The sequence below is a fragment of the Vibrio sp. Sgm 5 genome, assembly GCF_026241575.1.
In the GTDB taxonomy this organism is placed as follows: Bacteria; Pseudomonadota; Gammaproteobacteria; order Enterobacterales; family Vibrionaceae; genus Vibrio; species Vibrio jasicida.
The window spans coordinates 61,564-84,839 of record NZ_JAPHPY010000024.1; the positions used below are offsets into that span (position 1 = coordinate 61,564).

Genomic DNA, 23,276 nt, shown 5'->3' on the forward strand with positions numbered 1-23,276 from the left:
ACATATTCATATTTGCACAAGTACTGATAGGTGAAGTGTTAGCCACTTCGATCAGCACAAACCGTAGTAAAAAAAGAGCAGCATCAGAATGGTGTCGAAAACTTGAGTCGGCGAATGCTACCGAAAAGTGTGATTAAGTTCAAGAATGATAGGGATAATGACCAACAAATGTGATCAGTCGTTGATATTAATATGAACAATTTCAGTTAACACGATAAGTAACAAAAAAGGCTGCCAAATGGCAGCCTTTTATTTAGCTTTAAGCTATGACAGTTTTAAACTTAGTTAAAGTTCGGTTTTGTCATTGCCGCTGTTGCACTGTTTGTTGCTACTTGGCTACCAGCGCCTTTCGACGTGTAACGTTCAGCTTTAAGTGGTGCTGCGGTAACAGAAATTTCGCGAATTTCTTGAGGGCCCGGTGCTTTCGTCATTGGTGCGCTAGCTTGTGGTTTAGCCACAACTTTGATGACTTCTGCTTTTGGCTCTGCTGTTACTGCTGGTGTTTCGATTGCAACGGCAACTTCTTCTGCTGCTTCTTCAATCGCTTCTACCACAGGAGCTGCTTCTACAACGGTTTCTGTTGCGTCAACCACTGGAGCTTCAACAGCCTCAACGACTTCAACAACTGGAGCTTGTTCAGCCACGACTGGTGCTTCAACAACAACCGTTTCTACAACTGGTGTTTCAGTTTTTGCTTCAACAGTCTCTTGAACTTTCGGTTCAACAGCTGGTGCTTCAGTAACAATAGGTTGTTCACGACGAATGATAACTTTACCCATCGCCATTTCTGGACAAGCAAAACCACCTTGCATTGCTGGTACCGCTGATGTTGCAATAACGGTTTCTTCCTGAACTCGCTCTTCCTTCTTAGGCGCTGGTTTTGGAATGTAACGTGGCATTACTTTACCCATTGCCATCTCTGGAGAGGCTACACCACCTTTACGTAGGCGGAATGGGTTAGGGCGGCGATCACGACCACGACGACGACGTTGACCACTTGCACGTAGGTGACGTGGAGAACGACGGTTACGACGTTGCTTCGACTCTGCCTTGTTGTCTTGTTGTGCTTCTGCTGCTGCCTCTACTGGCTTTTCAACTGGCGCTTCAACAGGTTCAACGGCTTTTACAGTTTCAACTGCTTGCTCGGCGGCTTGTTGGTCCTTCACACGAACAGATTTGTTCAGTTTGCGACGTTGACGACGCTCTTTCACTTTTTCTGCTTTCGCGTTTGGCTTCGCTTTGTTTTCTTCAGGCTTCGCCTCTGAACCAGTACGAGCTTCGGCAGCTAGTTGTAGACCTTTTTCCGCAACTTTAGCGTTTGCCTTTTGCTCTTGAGCTTTTTCAGCTTGTTGAGGTTTTGGCTTGCGCTTTTGGTTACGGTTTTGCGGTTTATTAGACTGCTGCTGTGTTTCGTTCTGCTCTGTTGACTGCTCTTCACGTGGTTTACGACGACGTTTGTTGTCGCGGTTGCCATCACGGTTATCTCTGTCACCACGATTCTCACGGTTTTCGCCACGCTGATTGTTGCGACGGCGGTCGTTGCGATCACGTTTGTTGCGTTTATTGTCGCGGTTTGGTTTCTTCTCTTCTTGTTTCGGCTCTTCTTTAACTTCTTCAGAACCACCAAATAGGAAGCTACCTAGTGCTTTGAATAGACGGCTGAACAACCCAGGTTTCTCTTCCTGTACCACTTCTTTCTTCTTAGCAGCTGGTGCTGGTTTAGAAGCCGGAGCTGGTGCAGTTTGAGTTGGTGAAGCGAAGCCTTTTAGTACTGGTTCTTCAATACGTTTTGGTTTGATTTCAACTTCAACAGGTTCTTTGCCTTCTGCTTCTTTCATTGCTTCCAATTTCTTAGGAAGTAGGTAAGAAAGCAGGTCAAACTCTTCACCTTCGCGTACACGAATCACTTCGAAGTGTGGCGTTTCCATATCAGAGTTAGGAACAACGGTGATCTTAACTTCTTGGATACGCTCGATGTGGTTTACTGAGCGACGCTTTTCGTTCAAAAGGTAAGAGGCAATCGGAACAGGTACAACGGCAAGAACTTGCGCGGTGTTGTCTTTCAGTGCTTCTTCTTCGATTAAACGAAGGACGGATAGAGCTAGGGATTCATTATCACGAACGACACCTGTACCGCTACAGCGAGGACAGATATGGTGGCTCGCTTCTGCAAGAGAAGGGCTCAAACGTTGACGAGACATTTCTAGAAGGCCAAAGCGAGAAATACGACCAATCTGAACGCGAGCACGGTCTAGGCGAACCGCTTCACGTAGACGGTTTTCAACTTCACGTTGGTGGCGAACTGGTGTCATATCGATAAAGTCGATAACAACCAAACCACCAAGGTCACGTAGACGCAATTGACGAGCAATTTCGTCTGCTGCTTCTAAGTTAGTATTCAATGCTGTTTCTTCGATATCACCACCCTTTGTTGCGCGGGCAGAGTTGATGTCGATAGAAGTTAGCGCTTCTGTTGGGTCGATTACGATAGAACCACCGGATGGTAGACGCACTTCACGTTGGAAAGCCGATTCAATTTGGCTTTCGATTTGGTAGTGGCTAAATAGCGGTACTTCGCCTTCGTATTTTTTAACGCGGCTGATGAAATCTGGGCGTACCAGCTGAATGTGCTCTTTAGCACGTTCGTAGATGGTATTGCTGTCGATTAGAATCTCACCGATATCACGACGTAGGTAGTCACGGATTGCACGAACGATTACGTTACTTTCTTGGTGGATTAGGAATGGAGCAGGGTTAGAATCTGCTGCGCCCTTAATCGCACCCCAGTGGTTAAGTAGTACGTTCAAGTCCCACTCAAGTTCTTCTGCACTCTTACCTACGCCTGCAGTACGTACGATTAGACCCATACCTTGTGGTAGTTCTAACGTGCTTAAAGCGGCTTTCAGTTGAGTGCGCTCGTCACCTTCGATACGGCGAGAAATACCGCCAGCACGAGGGTTATTAGGCATGAGAACAAGGTAGCTACCCGCAAGAGAAATGAACGTAGTTAGGGCTGCCCCCTTACTACCACGTTCTTCTTTTTCCACTTGCACGATTACTTCTTGACCTTCAGTCAGCACTTCTTTAATGCTTGGGCGACCTTGGTAAGTGTAACCTTCAGGGAAATATTCGCGGGCAATTTCTTTGAGAGGGAGGAAACCGTGACGCTCAGCACCGTAATCAACAAATGCGGCTTCTAAGCTTGGTTCGATACGTGTGATACGTCCTTTGTAGATATTCGCTTTTTTAGATTCATGACCTGGACTCTCGATATCAAGATCGAAAAGTCGCTGGCCATCAACCAGAGCGACACGCAACTCTTCTTTTTGAGTTGCGTTAATTAACATTCTTTTCATTGAAAATTTCTCGTTGTCTTTTCTTTTATATTTCTTTGCAACTTGTCACTGGTTTTTCGCTCTTTCACGGTGCCTGATCCCATGGCTTATATTTTGCAGCCTCCCGGCTGGAAGGGGATGCTCTCGGGCACTTCAGTCATCACAAATTCTTTTGGGTTTCGTTGGAAACGGAAACTTGTGACCCGCTATTCGGGCGGTTGATACTCAACGTGAATATGCGAGGAGTAGAGTGACAAGTGTGTTGAACTCAATGTGTCTTACGCCAATGCTGCACCTGACATTCAACAACCTACTCACATTGCTTGGGGTAAATGATTGGTAATGAACAAAATGTAACCAAACCTTCCTTAGCAGCTGTGAACTATAGCAGCGCAGGTTGATATCAGCAATCTGCTTTAGCGCAAACGATGGAAAAATTGGCGCTAAATTCAATTTTTGTAATTTATAACTGGCTGTTTCATAAGCACTTGAGTCTCGCAAACTGAGAAAGACGAGAAACAAATAGAGAAGTTGATAAAGACTTTTAATAATCTAAACAAAAGCTTGGCGTGTTTTGGGGCTATTTATGACTACAAGTGTTTCTTTTGCAGCAAGAATAATGTGAAGTCACACAGATTTGGGTTTACAATAGCGGCCATGAGCGAAATAAGAACACAAGTCCAGTTCGTCGATATCGACGAAGATATGGCGGGTCAACGCATTGATAATTTCTTGCGTAACCAATTAAAAGACATCCCAAAGAGCATGATTTATCGAATTGTGCGCAAGGGCGAAGTACGCGTAAATAAAAAGCGCATTAAAGCAGAGTACAAACTAAAAGCAGGCGATCTTGTTCGTATTCCTCCAGTTACGGTAGAAAAGAAAGAAGACGACGTTGCACCAAGTACGAAGCTAAATAAAGTGGCAGAGTTAGAAGATAAGATCATTTTTGAAGACGATCATCTTTTGATTCTCAACAAGCCATCCGGTACGGCAGTACACGGGGGAAGTGGTTTGAAGTTTGGTGCGATTGAGGCACTCAGAGCATTGCGTCCACAAGCTCGCTTCCTTGAACTTGTTCATCGCATTGACCGTGATACATCCGGAATCTTACTTGTTGCGAAGAAGCGTTCAGCACTGCGTCACCTGCAAGCACAGTTCCGTGAGAAAACAGTGAAGAAGTTTTACTTCGCGCTTGTGATGGGCGAGTGGAAAAACAGCTGCAAAGTTGTTAATGCGCCACTTCTTAAAAACGAAGTGAACAGTATTGTTCGAGTGAATCCAAACGGTAAGCCGTCTGAGACGCGTTTTAAAGTGTTGGAGAAGTTCGAGCAAGCAACGTTGATTCAAGCCAGCCCAATTACGGGGCGTACTCACCAGATTCGTGTGCATACTCAATACACGGGCCACCCAATTGCATGGGATGACCGCTATGGGGATCGTCGTTTTGATGCGTACACTGGTCAGGTTGGTTTGAACCGTTTGTTCCTACACGCAGCTAACATCAAGTTCCAGCACCCATCGAATGATGAGTGGATGGAAATCAACGCGCCGATGGAAGCGAAATTAGAGAAAGTCTTAGCGGGTTTGCGTAAAAAGTAGAGGTAAGAGTATCTACTCCTTCTGGACTGCAAAAAACTATGTAAAAGCCGATGTTAATACATCGGCTTTTTTGATCGTTGAGTTGGATTACAAGGGCGTTCGGAATGCAGCGCTCTAATATTCGGAAGCGCTCCGTTGGAGGGCATGTGAAAGAAGCTAAGTTCTAACTGGAGTTGACAGAATTGGTATGTAGAAAGACAAAATAGAGCTGATTCCTGATTCCTGATTCCTGATTCCTGATTCCTGATTCCTGATTCCTGATTCCCTACAAAATATCTAGCCCTTGTTTTTGCAGCATGTCGATCAAATCAATAAGCGGCAGCCCGACTAACGTATTCGGATCTTTGCCGACTAACTTCTTAAACAGACAAATCCCCATGCCTTCACTCTTAAAACTGCCTGCGCAGTAAAATGGTTCTTCTCTATCGACGTAACGTTCGATTTGTTCTTGGGTTAACGCTCTAAAATGCACTTCAAACGTATCGAAGCCGACCTCAGTATGGTTCGTATTAGTGTTGTGTACGGCAAGGCCAGTATAGAAAGTGATAGTTTTACCGCTTTGAGCTAATAATTGCTTAATGGCGTTTTCTCGGTTCAACGGCTTGCCAACTATATTACCGTCAATAACACAGACTTGGTCACTGCCTATCACTAAGCTGTTATCGGTTGTGTCACAAGAGGTGGCTTTACTAATTGCGAGCCTTTGCACCAATTCTAAAGGTGTCTCGTTCGGCAAAGGTGTCTCGTCGCTGTTCGGTGACAAGCAAGTAAAAGGCACTGCTAGTTTTTCCAGCAGTTGTTTACGAAAAGGGGAGGTTGAGGCTAAAACCAGTTGGTAATTTTTCATTTTGAATTACAATTCGCACAAGCATTTCCAATAGGATAATCGATCAAAATCGATTCTGGCTAATGCTCTGTATGTTAAGCGTAAAAAAGTACAACTTTTTTGCCTTTTTCTTTGACTAATTTTGATTTGGAAGATAATATTCGCGCCCTATGCAAAAGGTAAAAATACCGCGAACGGTTGATCCGGCGAAGTCCGCACAGAAACGATTAGATTACGATGGCATCATCCAAGCTAGTCTTTTCAAGCGCTTAGCGGAAACAACTGAAGGCGTAAAACGCGACGCAGAAGTCTCATTGTCATTTGATCTTGATGAACAGCGACTTGTTGTTATCTCTGGTAAAGCTAACATCGAAGTCGATTTAGAGTGTCAGCGTTGTAATGAGGTATTCACACATCAGTGTGAAGTTGAATTCCTTTACACTCCTTACTACGGTGAGAAGACGGAAGAGGAAGCACCAGAAATTTATGATTTGGTAGATCTAAATGAGTACGGTGAATTAGACCTTATACAACTAGTTGAAGACGAGTTCATCTTAACATTGCCTCAAATCGCAATGCACGACGAAGCGGATTGTAGCGTTGATTCAAATAACATGGTTTTTGGTGAGATTCCTGAAGAAATTGAGGAAGAAAAACCGAATCCATTCGACGTTTTGAAAAATCTGAAAAAGTAACTGGTGTGGTAGCCGCTTCTTCTTTAGGTTTTTAACCCAATAGTATAGGAGTAGGGTCAATGGCCGTACAGAAAAACCGTAAAACTCGTTCTAAGCGCGGTATGCGTCGTTCACACGATGCGCTAACTACAGCTGCACTATCTGTAGACGCGACTTCTGGTGAAACTCACCTACGCCACAACGTAACTGCTGAAGGTTACTACCGTGGTCAAAAGGTTATCAACAAGTAAGGTTGAACCTTTGCAAAGTATTACCGTTGCACTTGATGCAATGGGCGGGGATTTCGGTCCACGCGTAACAGTGCCTGCCGCCGTGCAGGCACTGTCTCATTTCCCAGAGCTAAAAGTGATTCTTATAGGTGATCAACCTCTGATCACGTCTCAATTATCCCAACTAGGCACCTCGACCAGTTCTCGTTTGAGCATTCTTCATAGCGAGAAAGTGATTTCAAATTCAGAAAAGCCTTCATTAGCATTACGTAACAGCCAAAACAGCTCTATGCGTATGGCTATCGATCTCGTTTCTGAAAACGGAGCAGATGCATGTGTGAGTGGTGGGAACACCGGTGCCCTTATGGCGCTCTCACGATTTATTCTTAAACTGCTTCCTGGTATTGAGCGTCCTGCTTTAGTTTCCGCATTACCAACCATCAGTGGCAAACGTACTTGGATGTTAGATCTTGGTGCAAATGTGTCGTGCGATGCTGACAGTTTATTTCAGTTTGCTGTAATGGGCAGTGCATTAGCCGAAGAGCATCTTGGCCACCCACCTCGAGTGGCGGTACTGAATATTGGTGCTGAAGAAATTAAAGGAAACGATTTAGTCAAACGCTGTGCAGAAATGCTTTCTCAAACCGACGCAATTAATTTTGTGGGTTATATTGAAGGTAATCAAATTTTGCATGACGTGGCCGATGTCATTGTTTGTGATGGCTTTGTCGGTAACGTATGCTTAAAAGCCAGCGAGGGAACAGCGCAACTCTTTATCGAAAAACTAAAAACCAGCATGATGGCATCAACGATAAAGGGATGGATTGCTAGAAAACTGTTTTCTCGGCTATTTAATGAACTAAAAACACTGAACCCCGACCAGTATAACGGCGCAAGTTTGCTAGGATTGCGCGGCATCGTCATAAAAAGCCATGGAAGTGCGGATGTATCTGCGATTGTCAATGCACTTGGCGAGGCAGTACACGAGGTCAAACGACAAGTACCAAGCCGTATTAGCGATCGTTTGGAAGCGGTTTTACTCGAGAGGCATTATTAGTCTTCATGTATAGCAAAATTTTAGGTACTGGCAGCTACCTGCCATCTCAGGTGCGTACTAACGCAGACCTAGAGAAAATGGTAGATACAAGTGACGAGTGGATCGTAGCTCGTACTGGTATTAAAGAGCGTCGAATTGCAGCTGAAGATGAAACAGTTGCAGATATGGCATTCTACGCAGCTGAAAACGCTATCGATATGGCCGGCATCGACAAAAACGATATCGACCTGATTATCGTTGCTACTACTAGCAGTAGCCATACTTTCCCTTCATCTGCGTGTCAGGTGCAAGGAAAGCTTGGCATTAAAGGTTGTCCTGCATTCGACTTAGCCGCTGCTTGTTCAGGCTTTGTATACGCATTGTCTGTTGCTGATCAACACATCAAATCTGGCATGTGCAAAAATGTGCTTGTGATTGGTGCAGACGCATTGTCGAAAACATGTGATCCAACGGATCGCTCAACTATCATCTTATTTGGTGATGCTGCGGGTGCCGTTGTCCTTGGTGCAAGCGAAGAGCCTGGTATTATCTCTACGCACGTATATTCAGACGGCCAGTTTGGCGATCTATTGAGCCTGCCTGTTCCTGAACGTGGTAAAGATGCGAACAAGTGGCTGCATATGGCTGGAAACGAAGTGTTCAAAGTAGCCGTTACTCAGCTTTCAAGGCTAGTAAAAGACACGCTTGAAGCGAACGACATGCATAAGTCTGAACTAGACTGGCTGGTTCCGCATCAAGCGAACTACCGCATCATTTCAGCGACAGCGAAGAAGCTTTCGATGTCACTAGACCAAGTCGTGATTACACTTGATAAACACGGCAACACATCAGCAGCAACCGTGCCAACAGCACTGGATGAAGCGGTACGTGATGGTCGTATTAAACGTGGTCAAACTCTGCTTCTTGAAGCGTTTGGCGGCGGATTCACTTGGGGCTCAGCTCTGGTGAAGTTCTAACTTTCACAAGAATTCAAAATTTAAGATGCGCTGCGGTGCATCTTATTTCTTTTTACTTTGCTTAAAGGAAAACAACATGAGCAAGTTTGCTATCGTATTTCCAGGTCAAGGTTCACAAGCTGTAGGTATGCTTGCTGACCTAGGCGAACAATATGACGTAGTGAAACAAACATTTGCAGAAGCATCTGACGCACTAGGTTACGACCTATGGGCGCTTGTTCAAAATGGACCTGCAGAAGATCTAAACCAAACTTTCCGTACTCAGCCTGCATTACTAGCATCATCTGTGGCTATCTGGCGTGTATGGCAAGATCTTGGTCTAGAGCAACCAGCAAACCTAGCGGGTCACAGCCTAGGTGAGTATTCAGCGCTTGTGTGTGCTGGTGTGATTGACTTTAAAGAAGCAATCAAACTGGTTGAGCTACGTGGTCAACTGATGCAAGAAGCGGTACCTGCGGGTACTGGTGCAATGTACGCGATCATCGGTTTAGATGACGAAGCCATTGCAAAAGCTTGTGAAGAAGCAGCACAAGGTGACGTCGTTTCTCCAGTAAACTTCAACTCGCCTGGTCAAGTTGTTATTGCAGGTAGCAAAGACGCAGTAGAGCGCGCCGGCGCACTATGTAAAGAAGCAGGTGCTAAACGTGCTCTTCCTCTTCCAGTTTCTGTGCCTTCACACTGTGCACTAATGAAACCAGCAGCAGAGAAACTAGCTGTTGCGCTAGAGTCTATTGAATTCAATGCGCCACAGCTTCCAGTAATCAACAACGTTGATGTGGCAGCAGAAACAGATCCTGCAAAAATCAAAGATGCACTTGTTCGCCAGTTACACAGCCCAGTTCGCTGGACTGAGAGCGTGCAGCTAATGAGTGAGCAAGGCGTAGAAAATCTTCTTGAGCTTGGTCCTGGTAAAGTACTTACAGGTCTAACAAAACGTATCGTGAAAACACTAAGCGCAGCAGCTGTTAACGACGTCGCGTCGCTAGAAGCCGCTAAGTAATTTACTCACGATAAGAAAAGGGAAACACAACATGATGAATCTAGAAGGTAAAATTGCCCTAGTGACAGGCGCGAGCCGTGGCATTGGTCGTGCAATTGCTGAACTTCTTGTTGAACGCGGTGCGACAGTTATCGGTACTGCAACGTCTGAAGGCGGCGCAGCAGCGATCAGCGAATACCTAGGTGAAAATGGCAAAGGCCTTGCACTTAACGTAACTGACGTTGAGTCAATCGAAGCGACACTAAAAAACATCAACGATGAGTTTGGTGCGATCGATATCCTAGTTAACAACGCTGGTATCACGCGTGATAACCTACTTATGCGCATGAAAGATGATGAGTGGAATGACATCATCAATACGAACCTAACGCCTATCTATCGCATGTCTAAAGCGGTTTTACGCGGCATGATGAAAAAACGTGCGGGTCGTATCATCAATGTAGGTTCAGTTGTTGGTACTATGGGTAACGCTGGTCAAACTAACTATGCTGCAGCAAAAGCGGGCGTGATTGGCTTTACTAAGTCGATGGCTCGTGAAGTTGCTTCTCGTGGCGTGACAGTAAATACAGTAGCACCTGGTTTTATTGAAACTGACATGACTAAGGCGCTAAATGATGACCAACGTGCAGCAACGTTGTCAAACGTGCCTGCAGGTCGTCTAGGTGACCCACGTGAAATTGCATCAGCAGTTGTGTTCCTTGCTTCACCTGAAGCGGCTTACATTACTGGTGAAACTTTGCATGTAAATGGTGGCATGTACATGGTTTAATGCACAGTTCGCGCAAAATAAGCTGTTTTACTTTGTGAAAAATAGCCTATAGTTGCTGTTAACTGTCATTAAGTTGTCATGCTCATGCGCAAGATTTGTGCATGATTTAAGTCAAAAATGTATTGAAATTCGGTTAAATTCGCTAATTTTGTGGTTTGACCAGCAAGGACCCCCTTGCAACTTTCAATAGTTCGAATAAACTACGGAATCATCGCATTAGGCGAAATCTGTAAAGGAAAAGAAAAATGAGCAACATCGAAGAACGCGTAAAGAAAATCATTGTTGAACAGCTAGGTGTAGACGAAGCAGAAGTTAAAAACGAAGCTTCATTTGTTGATGATCTAGGTGCTGATTCTCTAGACACTGTAGAGCTAGTTATGGCTCTAGAAGAGGAATTCGACACTGAGATTCCTGACGAAGAAGCTGAGAAAATCACTACTGTTCAAGCTGCAATCGACTACGTAAACAGCGCTCAGTAATTATCTCTCCCAGGCGGTCTCCTAGACCGCCTGTGTTCTTTCTAACTTCTTCTATCCTCTCATAGAAACATTCAATTCCCGGAGAATTATATCGTGTCCAAGCGTCGTGTAGTTGTCACTGGCATGGGTATGTTGTCACCGGTAGGCAACACAGTCGAATCATCTTGGAAAGCCCTGCTAGAAGGTCAAAGTGGTATTGTTAACATCGAACATTTCGATGCAACAAACTTCTCAACTCGTTTTGCAGGTCTTGTAAAAGATTTCGATTGCACAGAGTACATGTCTAAAAAAGATGCGCGTAAAATGGATCTATTCATCCAATACGGCATTGCTGCTGGTATCCAAGCGCTAGATGACTCTGGCTTACAAATTACCGAAGAAAACGCGGCTCGAGTTGGTGTTGCAATCGGCTCAGGCATTGGCGGCCTAGACCTTATCGAAACAGGTCATACAGCACTTGTTGATAAAGGCCCTCGCAAAGTTAGCCCATTTTTTGTTCCTTCGACCATCGTAAACATGGTTGCAGGTAACCTATCTATCATGCGTGGTCTTCGTGGTCCAAATATCGCGATCTCTACAGCATGTACTACTGGTCTTCACAACATTGGCCACGCGGCACGTATGATCGCATACGGTGACGCTGAAGCTATGGTTGCTGGTGGTGCTGAAAAAGCATCTACTCCACTAGGTATGGCTGGTTTTGGTGCAGCAAAAGCGCTTTCTACTCGCAATGACGAACCACAAAAAGCGTCTCGTCCTTGGGATAAAGGCCGTGATGGTTTCGTTCTTGGTGACGGTGCCGGTATTATGGTTCTTGAAGAGTATGAACACGCGAAAGCACGCGGCGCTAAGATTTACGCAGAGCTTGTTGGCTTTGGCATGTCTGGTGACGCTTACCACATGACTTCTCCAAGTGAAGATGGTTCAGGTGGCGCTCTAGCGATGGAAGCAGCAATGCGTGACGCAAACATCACAGGTACTCAAGTTGGTTACGTGAATGCTCACGGTACATCAACGCCTGCGGGTGACGTTGCTGAAATCAAGGGTGTGAAACGTGCTCTTGGTGAAGAAGGCTCTAAGCAAGTACTTGTCTCTTCGACTAAATCGATGACTGGTCACCTACTAGGTGCTGCAGGTTCGGTTGAAGCTATTATTACGGTTCTATCGCTGGTTGACCAAATTGTTCCACCAACGATCAACCTTGATGATCCAGAAGAAGGCTTAGATATCGACCTTGTGCCGCACACAGCGCGTAAAGTTGATATGGAATACGCTATCTGTAATTCGTTCGGCTTCGGCGGAACAAACGGTTCGCTTGTATTCAAAAAATTTGCTGAGTAAAAATCTCTAACACTGTTTAGAGACACGAAACTTGTATTCTAACGGCTCGATGCTTAGCATTGAGCCGTTTTGTTTTATTTGGCGCTCACAAAGCAAGGGTATTTGAATGTTCTGGGTAAATGGACTTCCACAAACGCACGTTTCAGTTAGCGATCGTTCTTTTCAGTATGGCGATGGTTGCTTCACCACTATTTTGACTAAAAAAGGTGAACTGGTTTATTGGCCAGAACATATCGAGCGGTTGGAGGCGTGCCTAAAAACATTACAAATACCTTCTCCAAATTGGTGCACTGTCCATGAATGGGCTACCCAAGCTATTTTGAAAGATGAATTGGCAGGTATCAAAATTCACATCAGCCGTGGTGAAGGTGGGCGAGGGTACAGTCCAAGTGGCATTGAGGGACCTACGGTCAGTGTCTCTAACTTTGCGTTTCCTTCTCATTATCCTTTTTGGCAAGAAAATGGTGTTCACTTAGGGGTCTGTGAAACCCGCCTTGGTATTCAACCGCTTCTGGCCGGACATAAGCATAATAACCGAATAGAACAAGTTCTCGCCAAAGCAGAAATAGAGGGCTCTGAATTTACCGATGCTGTGACGTTAAATGTGCAAAATCATGTCATTGAAACTACAATGGCAAACCTTTTTTGGGTTAAAGATAATAGTGTGTTTACACCGGATTTGAGTTTATCTGGTGTCGCTGGCGTCCAGCGCCGTAAAGTTCTGGAATATTTAGATGTTATTGGTATTAAAGTGGCAGTGAGTACTTATTCGCTTGCCGAGCTGCTTGAGGCCGATGAGATCTGGATGTGTAACTCTCTATTAGGTGTTGCTCCTGTTAGGAGCATTTCGTCGCAAAACAATAAGACTCTATTTCCAATTGGAAAATTGACACAACGACTTCAAGGGAATCTAAATACGTGATTAAAAAACTGTTTGCTTTTGTTGTACTGATTGCCGTTATTGGTGCAGCTGGTGTTTTTTACGTTGTTTCACAGACTAAGCAATATGTTAACTCGCCAATTCTTATAGAGCAGCCTCAGCTGTTTACCGTAGAAAATGGCACCAGCTTTCACCGAGTGATGCGTGATCTTGTAAAAGACGACATCATAGAAGCTTCTGATTACATTCGTTTAATGCCCCACCTTTACCCAGAGCTTCTTCAGGTGCGAGCAGGCACTTACCAACTTGAGCCTAGTGTGTCGTTGTACGAAACTCTCGAACAACTTAATACTGGCAAAGAGCATCAATTTGCGATTACGTTTGTTGAGGGGAGCCGTTTTTCTGAGTGGGTCGAACAACTGAGTGCTGCGCCATATGTTAAGCATGATATGACAGATTTATCTGAAAAACAGATGGCGGAAAAATTGGGTATTAAACGAGATAAGCTAGAAGGTTTGTTTTTAGCAGAGACGTATCACTACACTGCGGGCGCAAGTGAAAGTCAAATTCTGAAGCGTGCTCATGATAAGTTGAATGCCATTTTGGATGCTCACTGGGTGCAACGCCAAGAAAAACTGCCAATCAAAGATAAATATGAAGCATTGATCTTAGCGTCTATCATCGAGAAAGAGACGGCGATTGATTCTGAGCGTGAACGTGTAGCTTCTGTGTTTGTAAACCGTTTAAATAAACGTATGCGCCTACAAACAGACCCGACGGTTATCTATGGTATGGGCGATGCGTATGATGGCAACATCAGGAAGAAAGACTTACGAACACCAACGCCATACAACACTTACACGATTAATGGCTTGCCGCCAACACCAATTGCCATGGCTGGTGAAGCATCGATTGAAGCGGCTTTAAACCCAGAAAACAGCAACTATCTATATTTCGTAGCAAGTGGAAAGGGCGGACATGTATTTTCGAAATCCCTTGCTGAGCACAATCGTGCTGTACGTGCCTATTTAAGAGAACTAAGAAAGAACAAATGATGAAAGCAAACTTTATTGTCGTTGAGGGCCTAGAAGGCGCGGGTAAAAGCACTGCCATTAAAACAGTTTTAGATACGCTAAAGATGGCGGGTATCGAAAACATTGTTAATACTCGTGAACCTGGTGGCACACCGCTAGCAGAAAAAATGCGTGCGCTTGTAAAAGAAGAGCATGAGGGTGAAGACCTAAAAGACATGACCGAACTGCTTTTGCTTTACGCAGCGCGTGTTCAGCTAGTCGAAAACGTCATCAAGCCAGCTCTAGCAAACGAACAGTGGGTGGTGGGCGATCGTCATGATTTGTCTTCTCAGGCTTACCAAGGTGGTGGTCGTCAAATCGATGCATCTCTTATGAAGAACCTACGTGATACCACGTTAGGTGAGTTCAAGCCTGCATTCACACTGTACATGGATATCGATCCACGTGTCGGTCTTGAGCGTGCTCGTGGTCGTGGCGAACTTGATCGTATTGAAAAGATGGACATCAGCTTCTTCGAGCGTACTCGTGAGCGTTATTTAGAGCTGGCGAATGCAGACGACTCTATTGTTATTATCAACGCACAACAGACGATTGAAGAAGTGTCACGAGACATCAAAGCCGCTCTTAATGAGTGGTTAGAGCAACAATAAGTGATATCTGGATTGAGGTGATTCATGTTGAATGATTTTCCATGGTTACAGCCAGTTTGGGATAACCTAAAAACGAGCCTAGATTCCGAACGGGTTCCCGGCGCTTTGATGCTGCAAAGTGAGAAAGGTTTGGCCGTGGATAAGCTCGTGGAAGTTTTCAGTCATGCTTTGTTGTGCCAAAACTACGCCAGCGAAGCTTGTGGTTTTTGCCATAGCTGTCAGTTGGTGAAGTCTCAAAGCCATCCCGATTTACACTGGATAAGGCCAGAGAAAGAAGGCAAAGCGATTACGGTTGATCAGATTCGCGCCTGTAATCGTCTTGCTCATGAGTCTTCTCAATTGAATGGCTATCGTGTGTTTATTATCGAGCCTGCGGATGCAATGAATGAGTCTGCATCTAATGCTTTGTTAAAAACACTCGAAGAACCAGGACACAAATGCTTGTTCTTACTTGTCACGCACAATCAAGAGCGATTACTGCCAACGATTCAAAGTCGTTGTCAGCAGTGGGTGGTGGCATCCCCTTCGACTGAACAGGCAATGAACTGGATTAAAGAGCAAGGCGAGTCAAATGTGCCTGCTTATGCGCTAAAGTTGAATATGGGCTCTCCAATAAAAACCCTAGAAGCTGTGAAAAGTGGCGAGTTAGATGAATATCAAACGTTTGAACGCTGTTTTATCGACACGCTATCTTCGCCGATATCGGATGTTTTTCAGTGCGCGACTATGATTGCGAAGAACCCTGATAAAGCGTTGGGCTGGGCATGGTATTTATTAACAGATGCGCAGAAGGCTCAGTTTGGCGTTGTCGAGGTGGATCAACTGCCTGGCGCGACGAAGTTCCCAACAAATAATTATGATGGGTTGTACCTATCAACGAAAAAGCTCCTTGAGCTTAAAGCACAGGTGCAGAATTTTCCGGGTTTGAACCTTGAACTACTATCAATGAACTGGTTAATTGAATCACGAGAGGCATTATGTTCGTAGATTCGCATTGTCATTTAGACAAGTTGAATTACGACGATCTTCATATCAATGTTGAAGACGTTATTAACAAAGCAAAACAAGCTAACGTAACCGAACTTCTATCGGTCGGTGTGACGTTGGACTCTTTCCCTAAGATGTTAGAGCTGATCACGCCTTACGATAATGTATACGCGTCTTGTGGTGTGCACCCACTTGATGTGGAAAGTGCATTTTCACTAGAGACGCTGCATCGTCATGCTTCTCACGAGAAAGTCGTGGCGATTGGTGAAACGGGGTTAGATTATCATTACAAACCAGAGACAGCGGGACTGCAAAAAGAGCGTTTTGAGCAGCAAGTTGAATTAGCGGTAGAACTAAATAAACCACTCATCATTCATACTCGTAACGCACGTGAAGATACATTAGAAATTCTACGTAAAGGTGGAGCGGATAAATGTGGTGGTGTGATTCATTGTTTTACGGAAGATCTGCCATTTGCAGAAGCTGCGTTGGATTTGGGGTTCTACATCTCAATTTCGGGTATTGTGACTTTCCGTCAAGCGACAGAATTGAAGGAAGTAGTGAAAGCATTACCGCTAGAAAAGCTACTTATTGAGACGGACTCACCGTATTTAGCTCCTGTGCCACATCGTGGAAAAGAGAACCAACCCGCTTACGTAGTCGAAGTTGCAGCCTATATCGCACAGCTAAAAGGATGCTCGCTAGCAGAGGTAGGGCAAAAAACCACCGAAAACTTCCGAAATCTTTTTTTGCGATGAAAAATCAATAAGCGTAGTAAAAAAGGGGCAATAGCCCCTTTTTTGTTTAGAAATACGCCAAAAAGATCATTTAGTTTAATGTTTACTAAATTTGTTGATTTAACCGCATTCAAATCCCTCAAATGTAATTTTGTTACTAAAAATAACATCAGTCTTTATTTTATTTACGCCTTAAAATTAATTCTGTTGATAATAAAGTCTTTATAAAACAGTAATATAAGTTTAATGCAAACCTTTTCATTAGCGCTTTTTCGGTGTGATCTGAGACTTGTTTTGAAACTAAATTTCGTAACTGTGTGGAAAGTTTGAGGGCCATCAATATATATTTAGAGCCGGAAAATATAATGCAACGTGTGGTTACATTTTCATTGGGTGCTAACATTGAGGCTACGGGGGTGTGCCGTTAGTGCCCAAATAATACTTATAATTTATCAGGAGCATAAACATGTTTAAGAACCTTTTTGCAAACCTGCAAAAAGTTGGTAAAGCTCTGATGCTACCAGTATCAGTTTTGCCAGTCGCAGGTATTCTACTAGGTGTTGGTGCTGCCCACCTTAGCTTCATTCCAGAGATCGTTTCGAATCTTATGGAACAAGCTGGTGGTTCAGTATTCGGCCAAATGGCACTTCTATTTGCTGTTGGTGTAGCACTTGGCTTCACAAACAACGACGGTGTAGCAGGTCTTGCTGCTATTGTTGGTTACGGCATTATGACAGCAACGCTTGGCGTTATGGCTGGCATCATGGGCGTTGAGAAAATCGATACAGGCGTACTAGGTGGTATCCTTGTCGGTGGTGTTGCTGCTTGGGCATTCAACCGTTTCTTCAAAATTCAACTTCCAGAGTACCTTGGTTTCTTCGCTGGTAAGCGTGCAGTGCCAATCATCACTGGTTTTGCTGCGATTTTCCTTGCGGTAGTACTTTCTTTCGTATGGCCACCAATCGGCGGTGCAATCTCTGCATTCTCTGACTGGGCTGCACATCAGAACCCACAACTAGCATTCGGTATTTACGGTGTTGTTGAACGTTCTCTAATCCCATTCGGTCTACACCACGTATGGAACGTACCATTCTTCTTCGAAGCTGGTACTTGTGTGAACGCTGCGGGCGAAACTCAAAACGGCGTACTAACTTGTTACCTAGTTGCTGATGAAGCATCTCGTGCTGCTGGTAATGGCTTCGGTCAGCTAGCGGGTGGTTACATGTTCAAGATGTTTGGTCTACCGGCTGCAGCAATCGCAATTGCTCACTGTGCTAAACCAGAAAACCGCGCGAAAGTAATGGGTATCATGGCATCTGCTGCGTTGACTTCATTCCTAACAGGTATTACTGAGCCAATCGAATTCTCATTCCTATTCGTTGCTCCACTACTATACGGTATCCACGCTCTACTAGCTGGTTCTGCATACGTTGTTGCTAATACTCTCGGTTTCGTACACGGTACATCATTCTCACACGGTCTGATCGACTTCCTAGTTCTATCTGGCCACGCTCAGAAGATGGGTCTGATGGTTGCTGTTGGTCTAGTTTACGCAGTCATTTACTACGTAGTATTCCGCACAGTAATCACTGCTCTTGACCTAAAAACTCCTGGTCGTGAAGATGAAACAGAAACTGCTGCGGTTGCGACTGGTTCAGACATGGCTGGTGAGCTTGTTGCTGCATTCGGCGGTAAAGCTAACATCACAGGTCTAGACGCATGTATCACTCGCCTACGTGTAGCAGTTGCTGATACAGCAGCCGTTGACCAAGACAAGCTAAAACAACTTGGCGCTGCTGGTGTTGTAGTTGTTGCAGGTGGTGTACAGGCTATCTTCGGTACTAAGTCTGACAACCTGAAAACAGAAATGGATGAGTGGATTCGTAACCACGGCTAATCTCAGTCATTCATAAAAAAGGAGGCTTCGGCCTCCTTTTTTGATCTGTAAATTTTGGTCTACCTTTTTCTTTTCTATTGTTACTGTTTTCTCTCTTAGTCACTTCCTTAGTTACAGTGCGTGATCTTCTTCTCAGCCTTACCTTTGTAGCTTTATTCGTACGTCATCCTTACTCGTTACTGACAAAATAAAATGGTGTTATGTTTGAATTATGCACGCTGTTTTTTAGAGGGGGAGATGTTGATGAAAAAACTAATTTTGTTGGCAGCAGCTGCATTGCCAAGCGCCGTAATGGCTGCAGATGGACCAAAGAATTTTTCTGTGGGTATGGCTGTTGATCAGCAGTTGAGTGTCGTGATTGAAATTGAAGATAAGTATCGCGGCATCATTGGTAATGATGGGATGGCGTTTGACTACATTGCGAAGCGCGGGACGTTCGATCAAAGCATGCCACTGACCTGGTACGTCGGTATTGGTGGTTGGTATGAGTGGGATGACGAATTTGGTGTCCGTGTTCCATTGGGTTTGAACTGGGACTTATCTAAAGGTTGGGACCTCTACGCTCAAATTCACCCAGAACTTGAGCTTTATAAAGGACCTGACCTACAAATCGGTGGGGCACTTGGTATCAAGTATAATTTCTAACAGACACAAAAATGCCGGCTTTGTCGCCGGCACTTTATTTTTTAACTTCTAATTATGATTATTGCTTGTTCATTGCACGTTTGATGCAAATTGCGGCTCCGCCCCAAGTAATACCCAGACCGATAATCATCATGATGATTGCACTTGTCGTCATTACGCTTTCTCCTTGCTCATTACGTTAATTAATACACCAAACACGAACAGCGCAGCAATCATTGCCCAACCTAGGGTTAGGTCGTAGCCACCGTAGCCTTCTGTTATAAGCGCGTACAGTTTTGTTGCCAAGATAATCGCTAGCATGATAGGCGTCACGAAACGTAGACAGATTTCAAACCATTGACCGATAGAGAAGTCAGAGCGTTCATTAACGTAATTGCGAACTTCTGGCACTTGTTTCAATAACCAAGCCATCAGAACGATTTCTACAAGGCCGCCAACCATAATACCAACGTTGTTTGCGAAGTGGTCGACAAGGTCAAGTAGAAGCAGTCCGCCGTTGGTCGCGAATGCCATCGAAACAACAAACCCCGCACCAATTACGACGTTAGCGGCTTTTTTACGACTCCATTTTAGCTTGTCGATAACCGCTGAAGTGACTGCCTCCATGATCGAAATGTGCGAGCTTAAACCAGCAACAACCAAAGCAAAGAAGAACAGCGGGCCAAGAATGTATGGTGCTGGTAATAAGTTAATTGCCGCAGGTAATGTCACAAATGCCAATCCAACACCTGCTGATACAACTTCAGTGAGTGGTTTGCCTTGCTCTTGCGCCATATAACCCAACACCGAGAAAATCATGATACCCGATAGAATTGAGAAGCCACAGTTGATCAATACCGTCATAAAGGCGTTATTGGTGATGTCCGATTTCTCTGGTAGGTAGCTTGAGTACGCCAGCATGATCGCAAAGCCAATGCTCAACGTGAAGAAGATTTGACCATAAGCCGCAGCCCATACCTTCACATCCCAAATTTTGCTGAAATCAGGCTCGAACATGTAGTTCACACCATCTAGCGCACCAGGTAGGAAAATCATGCGGCCAATCAAGAAGATCACCATAACAAACAAAATAGGCATCATGATCTTTGAAGCGCGTTCAATACCCGATTTAACACCGCTCACAATGGCTGTGTAGGTAATCGCCCAAGCAATCAACATAGATGCTGCGATCTTCCATTGAATACTGCCTAAATCCGTTGGTGAATTATCGCCAAGCTTTAGGTATTCACTAAAGAAGAATGCATTCGTATCTGAGCCCCAGCTTTGAGTAAACGACATACCAAAATAAGAAATTGCCCAACCAATAACGGCAACGTAATAGACTGCGATAACTGCAGCAACACCCACCTGAAACCAACCTAACCACTCAAACTTAGAGTGGATCTTCGCGAGTGTTTTTGGCGCAGAACCACGGTACTTTTGACCCATACTGAACTCTAGGATCATGAATGGAATACCTGCTGTGATCATGGCGAAAAGGTAAGGAATAAAAAAGGCACCGCCACCATTCTCATAAGCCATATAAGGGAAACGCCAGATGTTACCCAAACCGATGGCTGAACCGACTGCGGCTAAAATGAATCCCGCACGGGATCCCCATTGTTCTCGCTTCATATTTGACTCCTGTACAACTCCCTAAGGAATGAAGCTCTTTCAGGCATTATGAAAAAAACCAGTAGAAGAAAGGGCAACTGTTATCCATCAGTTTTTGTCCTTAATTCCGAATTGTTACAAAATTCTGGTGTTTTACTTTGCAATGCCTGCAAAGAATTAGAATTAAATGCTTAGTATTTTGATGTGTGTTTGTAAAAGCTGAAATATTCTTCTGCTTTCTGTAGTTAGACTAACTTTTTACATTATTTAGCGCAATAGATTCTAAATGTTAATGGCAGGATTTTATGTGGTTTAAATATTGTTAAATGGTGTTTTTGTAGGGCATACGATCGGTAACTAGTGGTTATTTTTGAAATAAATATCTAAATTATCAATGTGATCTTGGTCTAATAAACTGTTTTTGTTTTATAGGGCGTCTGTCTGTATTGATGACACCCTATAGAAGATATTACGTTAAAACGACGTGTTAGAAGCGGAAGGTAAAACCAATATTTGACTGGAATTGGTTCATCCAATCGGTTTCAAACTTGATAATACAAGATGAACCGTCAGTCGGTAGGACGCAGGCTCCTGATGTGTCGTTATCGACAACAGTGCCCAACCAACGGATCTGAGCTGTCATCGCAAAGGTTTTCGAGAATTCGTATTCAAGACCGGCGAAAGCACTGCCAGAAAACCCGTATTTGTCATTAACCCAATCAACATCGGCATAAGAGGCTCCTAATCCCAAGCCAACATAGGTTTGCCATCCTTGAGAAAGAGGGTAGTAAATACTGCTTTGAAATTGGAGATAGTGAATATCTGCGGAGTTATTGATGTCTTGTAGTTCTGAGGATTGGTTTGAATAGAAAAAACCAATACGACCCATCTCGAAAGGTGTTTCTACGGATATCGCATAATTGATGGAAGGGTCTAAATCGTAGGTGCGGCTGTTTTCATCCTCTACTTTTCCGCCCCCTGTAAAGCCGACGTAGGGAGTAACGATAACGTTTGCTTGAGCAGCCATAGAACTGCTCAATAAGATACTCCCAACTAGCCAGCCAATTTTATAGTTCATTTGCTATCTCCTTATTATGACTAAGCTAATTGTGATGCCTTAGTCAAAATCGTGCGACTAAATTAGGCAATTCTTGAACATAATTCACACTGGTGTTATTAATTTGTTACAACTAAAGGAGGTGTCTATGGAACACGATCTAAAATCCGCCCTACTCATTGTCGTCACGGTGTTCGCAGTTTTACTGTCTTTTGGCATTATTGCGATTACTACGGCTTAACTAACATACTGGCATCACGCCTATGATACGTAACAGCGGTATAATCACCGACAGCCATGCAGAGCTTGATGTAGATGTTTACGAGCGCTTTAGAAATGGCAAAACTGCCCTTGTCGCACAAGGTGGAGGGCAGAGAGGGATTTTTACCGCTGGTGTATTGGATGCATTTCTCCTTTCCAATTTCGACCCGTTTGATGAGTTCTATGGAACTTCAGCCGGCGCGCTTAACCTCTGTGCTTATCTCTGCCGACAACACGGAATGGGGAAAGCTTTCATTACTGACCTCACGACATCTGACGAATTCTTCAATCTCTTCCGCTACATCCGTAAAAAGCAGTATTTGGGGCTAGAATGGGCCTTAGAGCGGATTCAGGATTACCCTTACAAACTTGACTTAGATATGGGTAAAAGTGTGTTAGGAGCCCGTAACGCCTTCGCAGCGGTTACTAACGCCGACACTCTCTCAGATCAATACCTGCCGATTTTGAGCCAAAATTGGGTTAATACCATGGTAGCGACGTGCGCCATACCAAAATTGTACCAAAGCCCCGTGAGTATTAATGGTCAGCAGTTTGTGGATGGAGGTGTATCTGCGTCTATCCCAGTGCAAGAAGCATGGCGACAAAATGCACGTAATATTATTGTGATTCGTACCGAGCCTTTTTCTGAATCAGAAGCTAAAGCGCAAAGTGAGATTGGTGATGGTGGCGTTGAGTGGTATCGAGAATCTATCAATTCAGTACAAGAATCTTGGCAACAAAAAGTTACTCAATGGAAAGATGATTGGAGTGACTTCCTTCAACAAAAAATCAATGCCGCTCATGACTCTAAGTTAACTGGCCACAAACTGCTGAATGGCGGACGTTGGTTGTTTGGGGCGGACAATTTGTATCGTTTGAGTCATTTGATCGGAGAGAACTTCGACTCCGGGCTGGCAGATATGTTGATGATTCACTACCAAACGTTCGAACTGACACAAGCTTTCTTGTCTGCGCCGCCTGATGATACCTTTATCCTCCAGTTGGCTCCTAAAGAAGAACTCCAATCCTCTTCTCTACTTAGTGACCCAGAAGCGCTAGAGCATGACTACCAACTCGGACTACAAGCGGGTTTTAACCTAATTCAGCTCTATGATAAGTTAAACGTAGATGGCCGAGAGACCGCTTAGGTTTGAATCCGTAATTCGATAAAAGAAAAGGCTCCAGTTGGCTGTCTCTTATACACAAATCCCCAAGCTTGTAGCTTGGGTATTTTTTTTGAACTCTTTCACGTGTGTGTGATCTGAT

23 protein-coding genes are annotated in these 23,276 nt (G+C 44.3%); 18 read left to right on the forward strand and 5 right to left on the reverse strand.

Translation table 11 applies throughout. The features are described 5' to 3' along the window. Positions 1–281 precede the first annotated feature (281 nt). A complete protein-coding gene (gene rne / locus OQJ86_RS14560; protein ID WP_265988188.1) occupies positions 282–3,356 on the reverse strand; it encodes a ribonuclease E in 3,075 nt (1,024 codons plus the stop codon). Between the two features lie 636 nt (positions 3,357–3,992). Here rne and rluC point away from each other — a divergent pair. Then, positions 3,993–4,937 (forward strand): 23S rRNA pseudouridine(955/2504/2580) synthase RluC, encoded by a 945-nt coding sequence (gene rluC / locus OQJ86_RS14565; RefSeq protein WP_009707033.1) that lies wholly within the window; start codon positions 3,993–3,995, stop codon positions 4,935–4,937. Positions 4,938–5,202: 265 nt separating this feature from the next. On the opposite strand, the gene OQJ86_RS14570 is transcribed toward rluC, so the two are convergent. Continuing rightward, entirely contained in the window at positions 5,203–5,784 is a 582-nt protein-coding gene (locus tag OQJ86_RS14570) for a Maf family protein (RefSeq protein ID WP_038869442.1), read from the reverse strand. 149 nt (positions 5,785–5,933) lie between these two features. Between OQJ86_RS14570 and yceD the strand changes: the two genes are divergently transcribed. From yceD to OQJ86_RS14645, 15 genes are all read left to right on the forward strand, one after another. After that, positions 5,934–6,458 (forward strand): 23S rRNA accumulation protein YceD, encoded by a 525-nt coding sequence (gene yceD, locus OQJ86_RS14575; RefSeq protein WP_038869444.1) that lies wholly within the window; start codon positions 5,934–5,936, stop codon positions 6,456–6,458. Between the two features lie 59 nt (positions 6,459–6,517). Continuing rightward, positions 6,518–6,688: a 50S ribosomal protein L32 gene (gene rpmF / locus OQJ86_RS14580; RefSeq protein ID WP_005396978.1), complete on the forward strand. Its 171-nt coding sequence runs from the start codon at positions 6,518–6,520 to the stop codon at positions 6,686–6,688. A 10-nt stretch (positions 6,689–6,698) separates the two neighbouring features. Further along, entirely contained in the window at positions 6,699–7,724 is a 1,026-nt protein-coding gene (plsX, locus tag OQJ86_RS14585; RefSeq protein WP_038869447.1) for a phosphate acyltransferase PlsX, read from the forward strand. A 5-nt stretch (positions 7,725–7,729) separates the two neighbouring features. Continuing rightward, complete coding sequence (locus OQJ86_RS14590) at positions 7,730–8,680, forward strand: beta-ketoacyl-ACP synthase III (protein WP_038869448.1); 951 nt, start codon at positions 7,730–7,732, stop codon at positions 8,678–8,680. A gap of 76 nt (positions 8,681–8,756) precedes the next feature. Next, positions 8,757–9,680 (forward strand): ACP S-malonyltransferase, encoded by a 924-nt coding sequence (gene fabD / locus OQJ86_RS14595; protein WP_038869450.1) that lies wholly within the window; start codon positions 8,757–8,759, stop codon positions 9,678–9,680. Positions 9,681–9,714: 34 nt separating this feature from the next. Further along, positions 9,715–10,449 carry a 3-oxoacyl-ACP reductase FabG gene (gene fabG / locus OQJ86_RS14600; protein WP_026000247.1) on the forward strand — a complete coding sequence of 245 codons (735 nt, stop codon included), beginning with the start codon at positions 9,715–9,717 and terminating at the stop codon, positions 10,447–10,449. Positions 10,450–10,694: 245 nt separating this feature from the next. Beyond that, on the forward strand, positions 10,695–10,928 hold the full coding sequence (gene acpP, locus OQJ86_RS14605; protein ID WP_004406112.1) for an acyl carrier protein: 234 nt from the start codon (positions 10,695–10,697) through the stop codon (positions 10,926–10,928). 93 nt (positions 10,929–11,021) lie between these two features. Then, positions 11,022–12,269: a beta-ketoacyl-ACP synthase II gene (fabF, locus tag OQJ86_RS14610; RefSeq protein ID WP_038869452.1), complete on the forward strand. Its 1,248-nt coding sequence runs from the start codon at positions 11,022–11,024 to the stop codon at positions 12,267–12,269. 106 nt (positions 12,270–12,375) lie between these two features. Continuing rightward, a complete protein-coding gene (gene pabC, locus OQJ86_RS14615) occupies positions 12,376–13,191 on the forward strand; it encodes an aminodeoxychorismate lyase (protein WP_237303388.1) in 816 nt (271 codons plus the stop codon). Further along, positions 13,188–14,204, forward strand: a complete 1,017-nt coding sequence (gene mltG, locus OQJ86_RS14620; RefSeq protein ID WP_104036861.1) for an endolytic transglycosylase MltG — start codon at positions 13,188–13,190, stop codon at positions 14,202–14,204. Before pabC ends, mltG begins: the two co-directional genes overlap by 4 nt. Next, positions 14,201–14,833, forward strand: a complete 633-nt coding sequence (gene tmk, locus OQJ86_RS14625) for a dTMP kinase (protein ID WP_038869457.1) — start codon at positions 14,201–14,203, stop codon at positions 14,831–14,833. The genes mltG and tmk overlap by 4 nt, the downstream gene beginning before the upstream one ends. A gap of 24 nt (positions 14,834–14,857) precedes the next feature. After that, entirely contained in the window at positions 14,858–15,820 is a 963-nt protein-coding gene (locus OQJ86_RS14630; protein WP_038869460.1) for a DNA polymerase III subunit delta', read from the forward strand. After that, a complete protein-coding gene (locus tag OQJ86_RS14635; protein WP_038869462.1) occupies positions 15,811–16,578 on the forward strand; it encodes a TatD family hydrolase in 768 nt (255 codons plus the stop codon). Before OQJ86_RS14630 ends, OQJ86_RS14635 begins: the two co-directional genes overlap by 10 nt. A gap of 445 nt (positions 16,579–17,023) precedes the next feature. Then, positions 17,024–18,454, forward strand: a complete 1,431-nt coding sequence (gene ptsG / locus OQJ86_RS14640; RefSeq protein WP_038869464.1) for a PTS glucose transporter subunit IIBC — start codon at positions 17,024–17,026, stop codon at positions 18,452–18,454. A gap of 243 nt (positions 18,455–18,697) precedes the next feature. After that, positions 18,698–19,099: a hypothetical protein gene (locus tag OQJ86_RS14645; RefSeq protein WP_038869518.1), complete on the forward strand. Its 402-nt coding sequence runs from the start codon at positions 18,698–18,700 to the stop codon at positions 19,097–19,099. A 58-nt stretch (positions 19,100–19,157) separates the two neighbouring features. Here the strand turns inward: OQJ86_RS14645 and OQJ86_RS14650 are convergent, their stop codons facing one another. The 3 genes from OQJ86_RS14650 to OQJ86_RS14660 all read right to left on the reverse strand — a co-directional run bounded on the left by OQJ86_RS14650 (position 19,158) and on the right by OQJ86_RS14660 (position 21,770). Then, a complete protein-coding gene (locus tag OQJ86_RS14650) occupies positions 19,158–19,253 on the reverse strand; it encodes a MetS family NSS transporter small subunit (protein ID WP_095760653.1) in 96 nt (31 codons plus the stop codon). After that, positions 19,253–20,713 carry a sodium-dependent transporter gene (locus tag OQJ86_RS14655; protein ID WP_265988229.1) on the reverse strand — a complete coding sequence of 487 codons (1,461 nt, stop codon included), beginning with the start codon at positions 20,711–20,713 and terminating at the stop codon, positions 19,253–19,255. Before OQJ86_RS14655 ends, OQJ86_RS14650 begins: the two co-directional genes overlap by 1 nt. A gap of 466 nt (positions 20,714–21,179) precedes the next feature. Then, complete coding sequence (locus OQJ86_RS14660; RefSeq protein ID WP_038881634.1) at positions 21,180–21,770, reverse strand: outer membrane beta-barrel protein; 591 nt, start codon at positions 21,768–21,770, stop codon at positions 21,180–21,182. Between the two features lie 127 nt (positions 21,771–21,897). On the opposite strand from OQJ86_RS14660, the gene OQJ86_RS14665 reads away from it, so the two are divergent. Continuing rightward, positions 21,898–21,990, forward strand: coding sequence for a YnhF family membrane protein (locus tag OQJ86_RS14665; RefSeq protein ID WP_005444835.1), 93 nt, complete (start codon positions 21,898–21,900; stop codon positions 21,988–21,990). Positions 21,991–22,012: 22 nt separating this feature from the next. Further along, complete coding sequence (locus OQJ86_RS14670; RefSeq protein WP_038881635.1) at positions 22,013–23,158, forward strand: patatin-like phospholipase family protein; 1,146 nt, start codon at positions 22,013–22,015, stop codon at positions 23,156–23,158. Positions 23,159–23,276 lie beyond the last annotated feature (118 nt).

Coding starts and splice junctions, on each gene's coding strand:
- rne (WP_265988188.1), bottom strand. CDS start 3,356: ATGAAAAGAATGTTAATTAACGCAACTCAAAAAGAAGAGTTGCGTGTC.
- rluC (WP_009707033.1), top strand. CDS start 3,993: ATGAGCGAAATAAGAACACAAGTCCAGTTCGTCGATATCGACGAAGAT.
- OQJ86_RS14570 (WP_038869442.1), bottom strand. CDS start 5,784: ATGAAAAATTACCAACTGGTTTTAGCCTCAACCTCCCCTTTTCGTAAA.
- yceD (WP_038869444.1), top strand. CDS start 5,934: ATGCAAAAGGTAAAAATACCGCGAACGGTTGATCCGGCGAAGTCCGCA.
- rpmF (WP_005396978.1), top strand. CDS start 6,518: ATGGCCGTACAGAAAAACCGTAAAACTCGTTCTAAGCGCGGTATGCGT.
- OQJ86_RS14590 (WP_038869448.1), top strand. CDS start 7,730: ATGTATAGCAAAATTTTAGGTACTGGCAGCTACCTGCCATCTCAGGTG.
- fabD (WP_038869450.1), top strand. CDS start 8,757: ATGAGCAAGTTTGCTATCGTATTTCCAGGTCAAGGTTCACAAGCTGTA.
- fabG (WP_026000247.1), top strand. CDS start 9,715: ATGAATCTAGAAGGTAAAATTGCCCTAGTGACAGGCGCGAGCCGTGGC.
- acpP (WP_004406112.1), top strand. CDS start 10,695: ATGAGCAACATCGAAGAACGCGTAAAGAAAATCATTGTTGAACAGCTA.
- pabC (WP_237303388.1), top strand. CDS start 12,376: ATGTTCTGGGTAAATGGACTTCCACAAACGCACGTTTCAGTTAGCGAT.
- tmk (WP_038869457.1), top strand. CDS start 14,201: ATGATGAAAGCAAACTTTATTGTCGTTGAGGGCCTAGAAGGCGCGGGT.
- OQJ86_RS14630 (WP_038869460.1), top strand. CDS start 14,858: ATGTTGAATGATTTTCCATGGTTACAGCCAGTTTGGGATAACCTAAAA.
- OQJ86_RS14635 (WP_038869462.1), top strand. CDS start 15,811: ATGTTCGTAGATTCGCATTGTCATTTAGACAAGTTGAATTACGACGAT.
- ptsG (WP_038869464.1), top strand. CDS start 17,024: ATGTTTAAGAACCTTTTTGCAAACCTGCAAAAAGTTGGTAAAGCTCTG.
- OQJ86_RS14645 (WP_038869518.1), top strand. CDS start 18,698: ATGAAAAAACTAATTTTGTTGGCAGCAGCTGCATTGCCAAGCGCCGTA.
- OQJ86_RS14650 (WP_095760653.1), bottom strand. CDS start 19,253: ATGACGACAAGTGCAATCATCATGATGATTATCGGTCTGGGTATTACT.
- OQJ86_RS14655 (WP_265988229.1), bottom strand. CDS start 20,713: ATGAAGCGAGAACAATGGGGATCCCGTGCGGGATTCATTTTAGCCGCA.
- OQJ86_RS14660 (WP_038881634.1), bottom strand. CDS start 21,770: ATGAACTATAAAATTGGCTGGCTAGTTGGGAGTATCTTATTGAGCAGT.
- OQJ86_RS14665 (WP_005444835.1), top strand. CDS start 21,898: ATGGAACACGATCTAAAATCCGCCCTACTCATTGTCGTCACGGTGTTC.
- OQJ86_RS14670 (WP_038881635.1), top strand. CDS start 22,013: ATGATACGTAACAGCGGTATAATCACCGACAGCCATGCAGAGCTTGAT.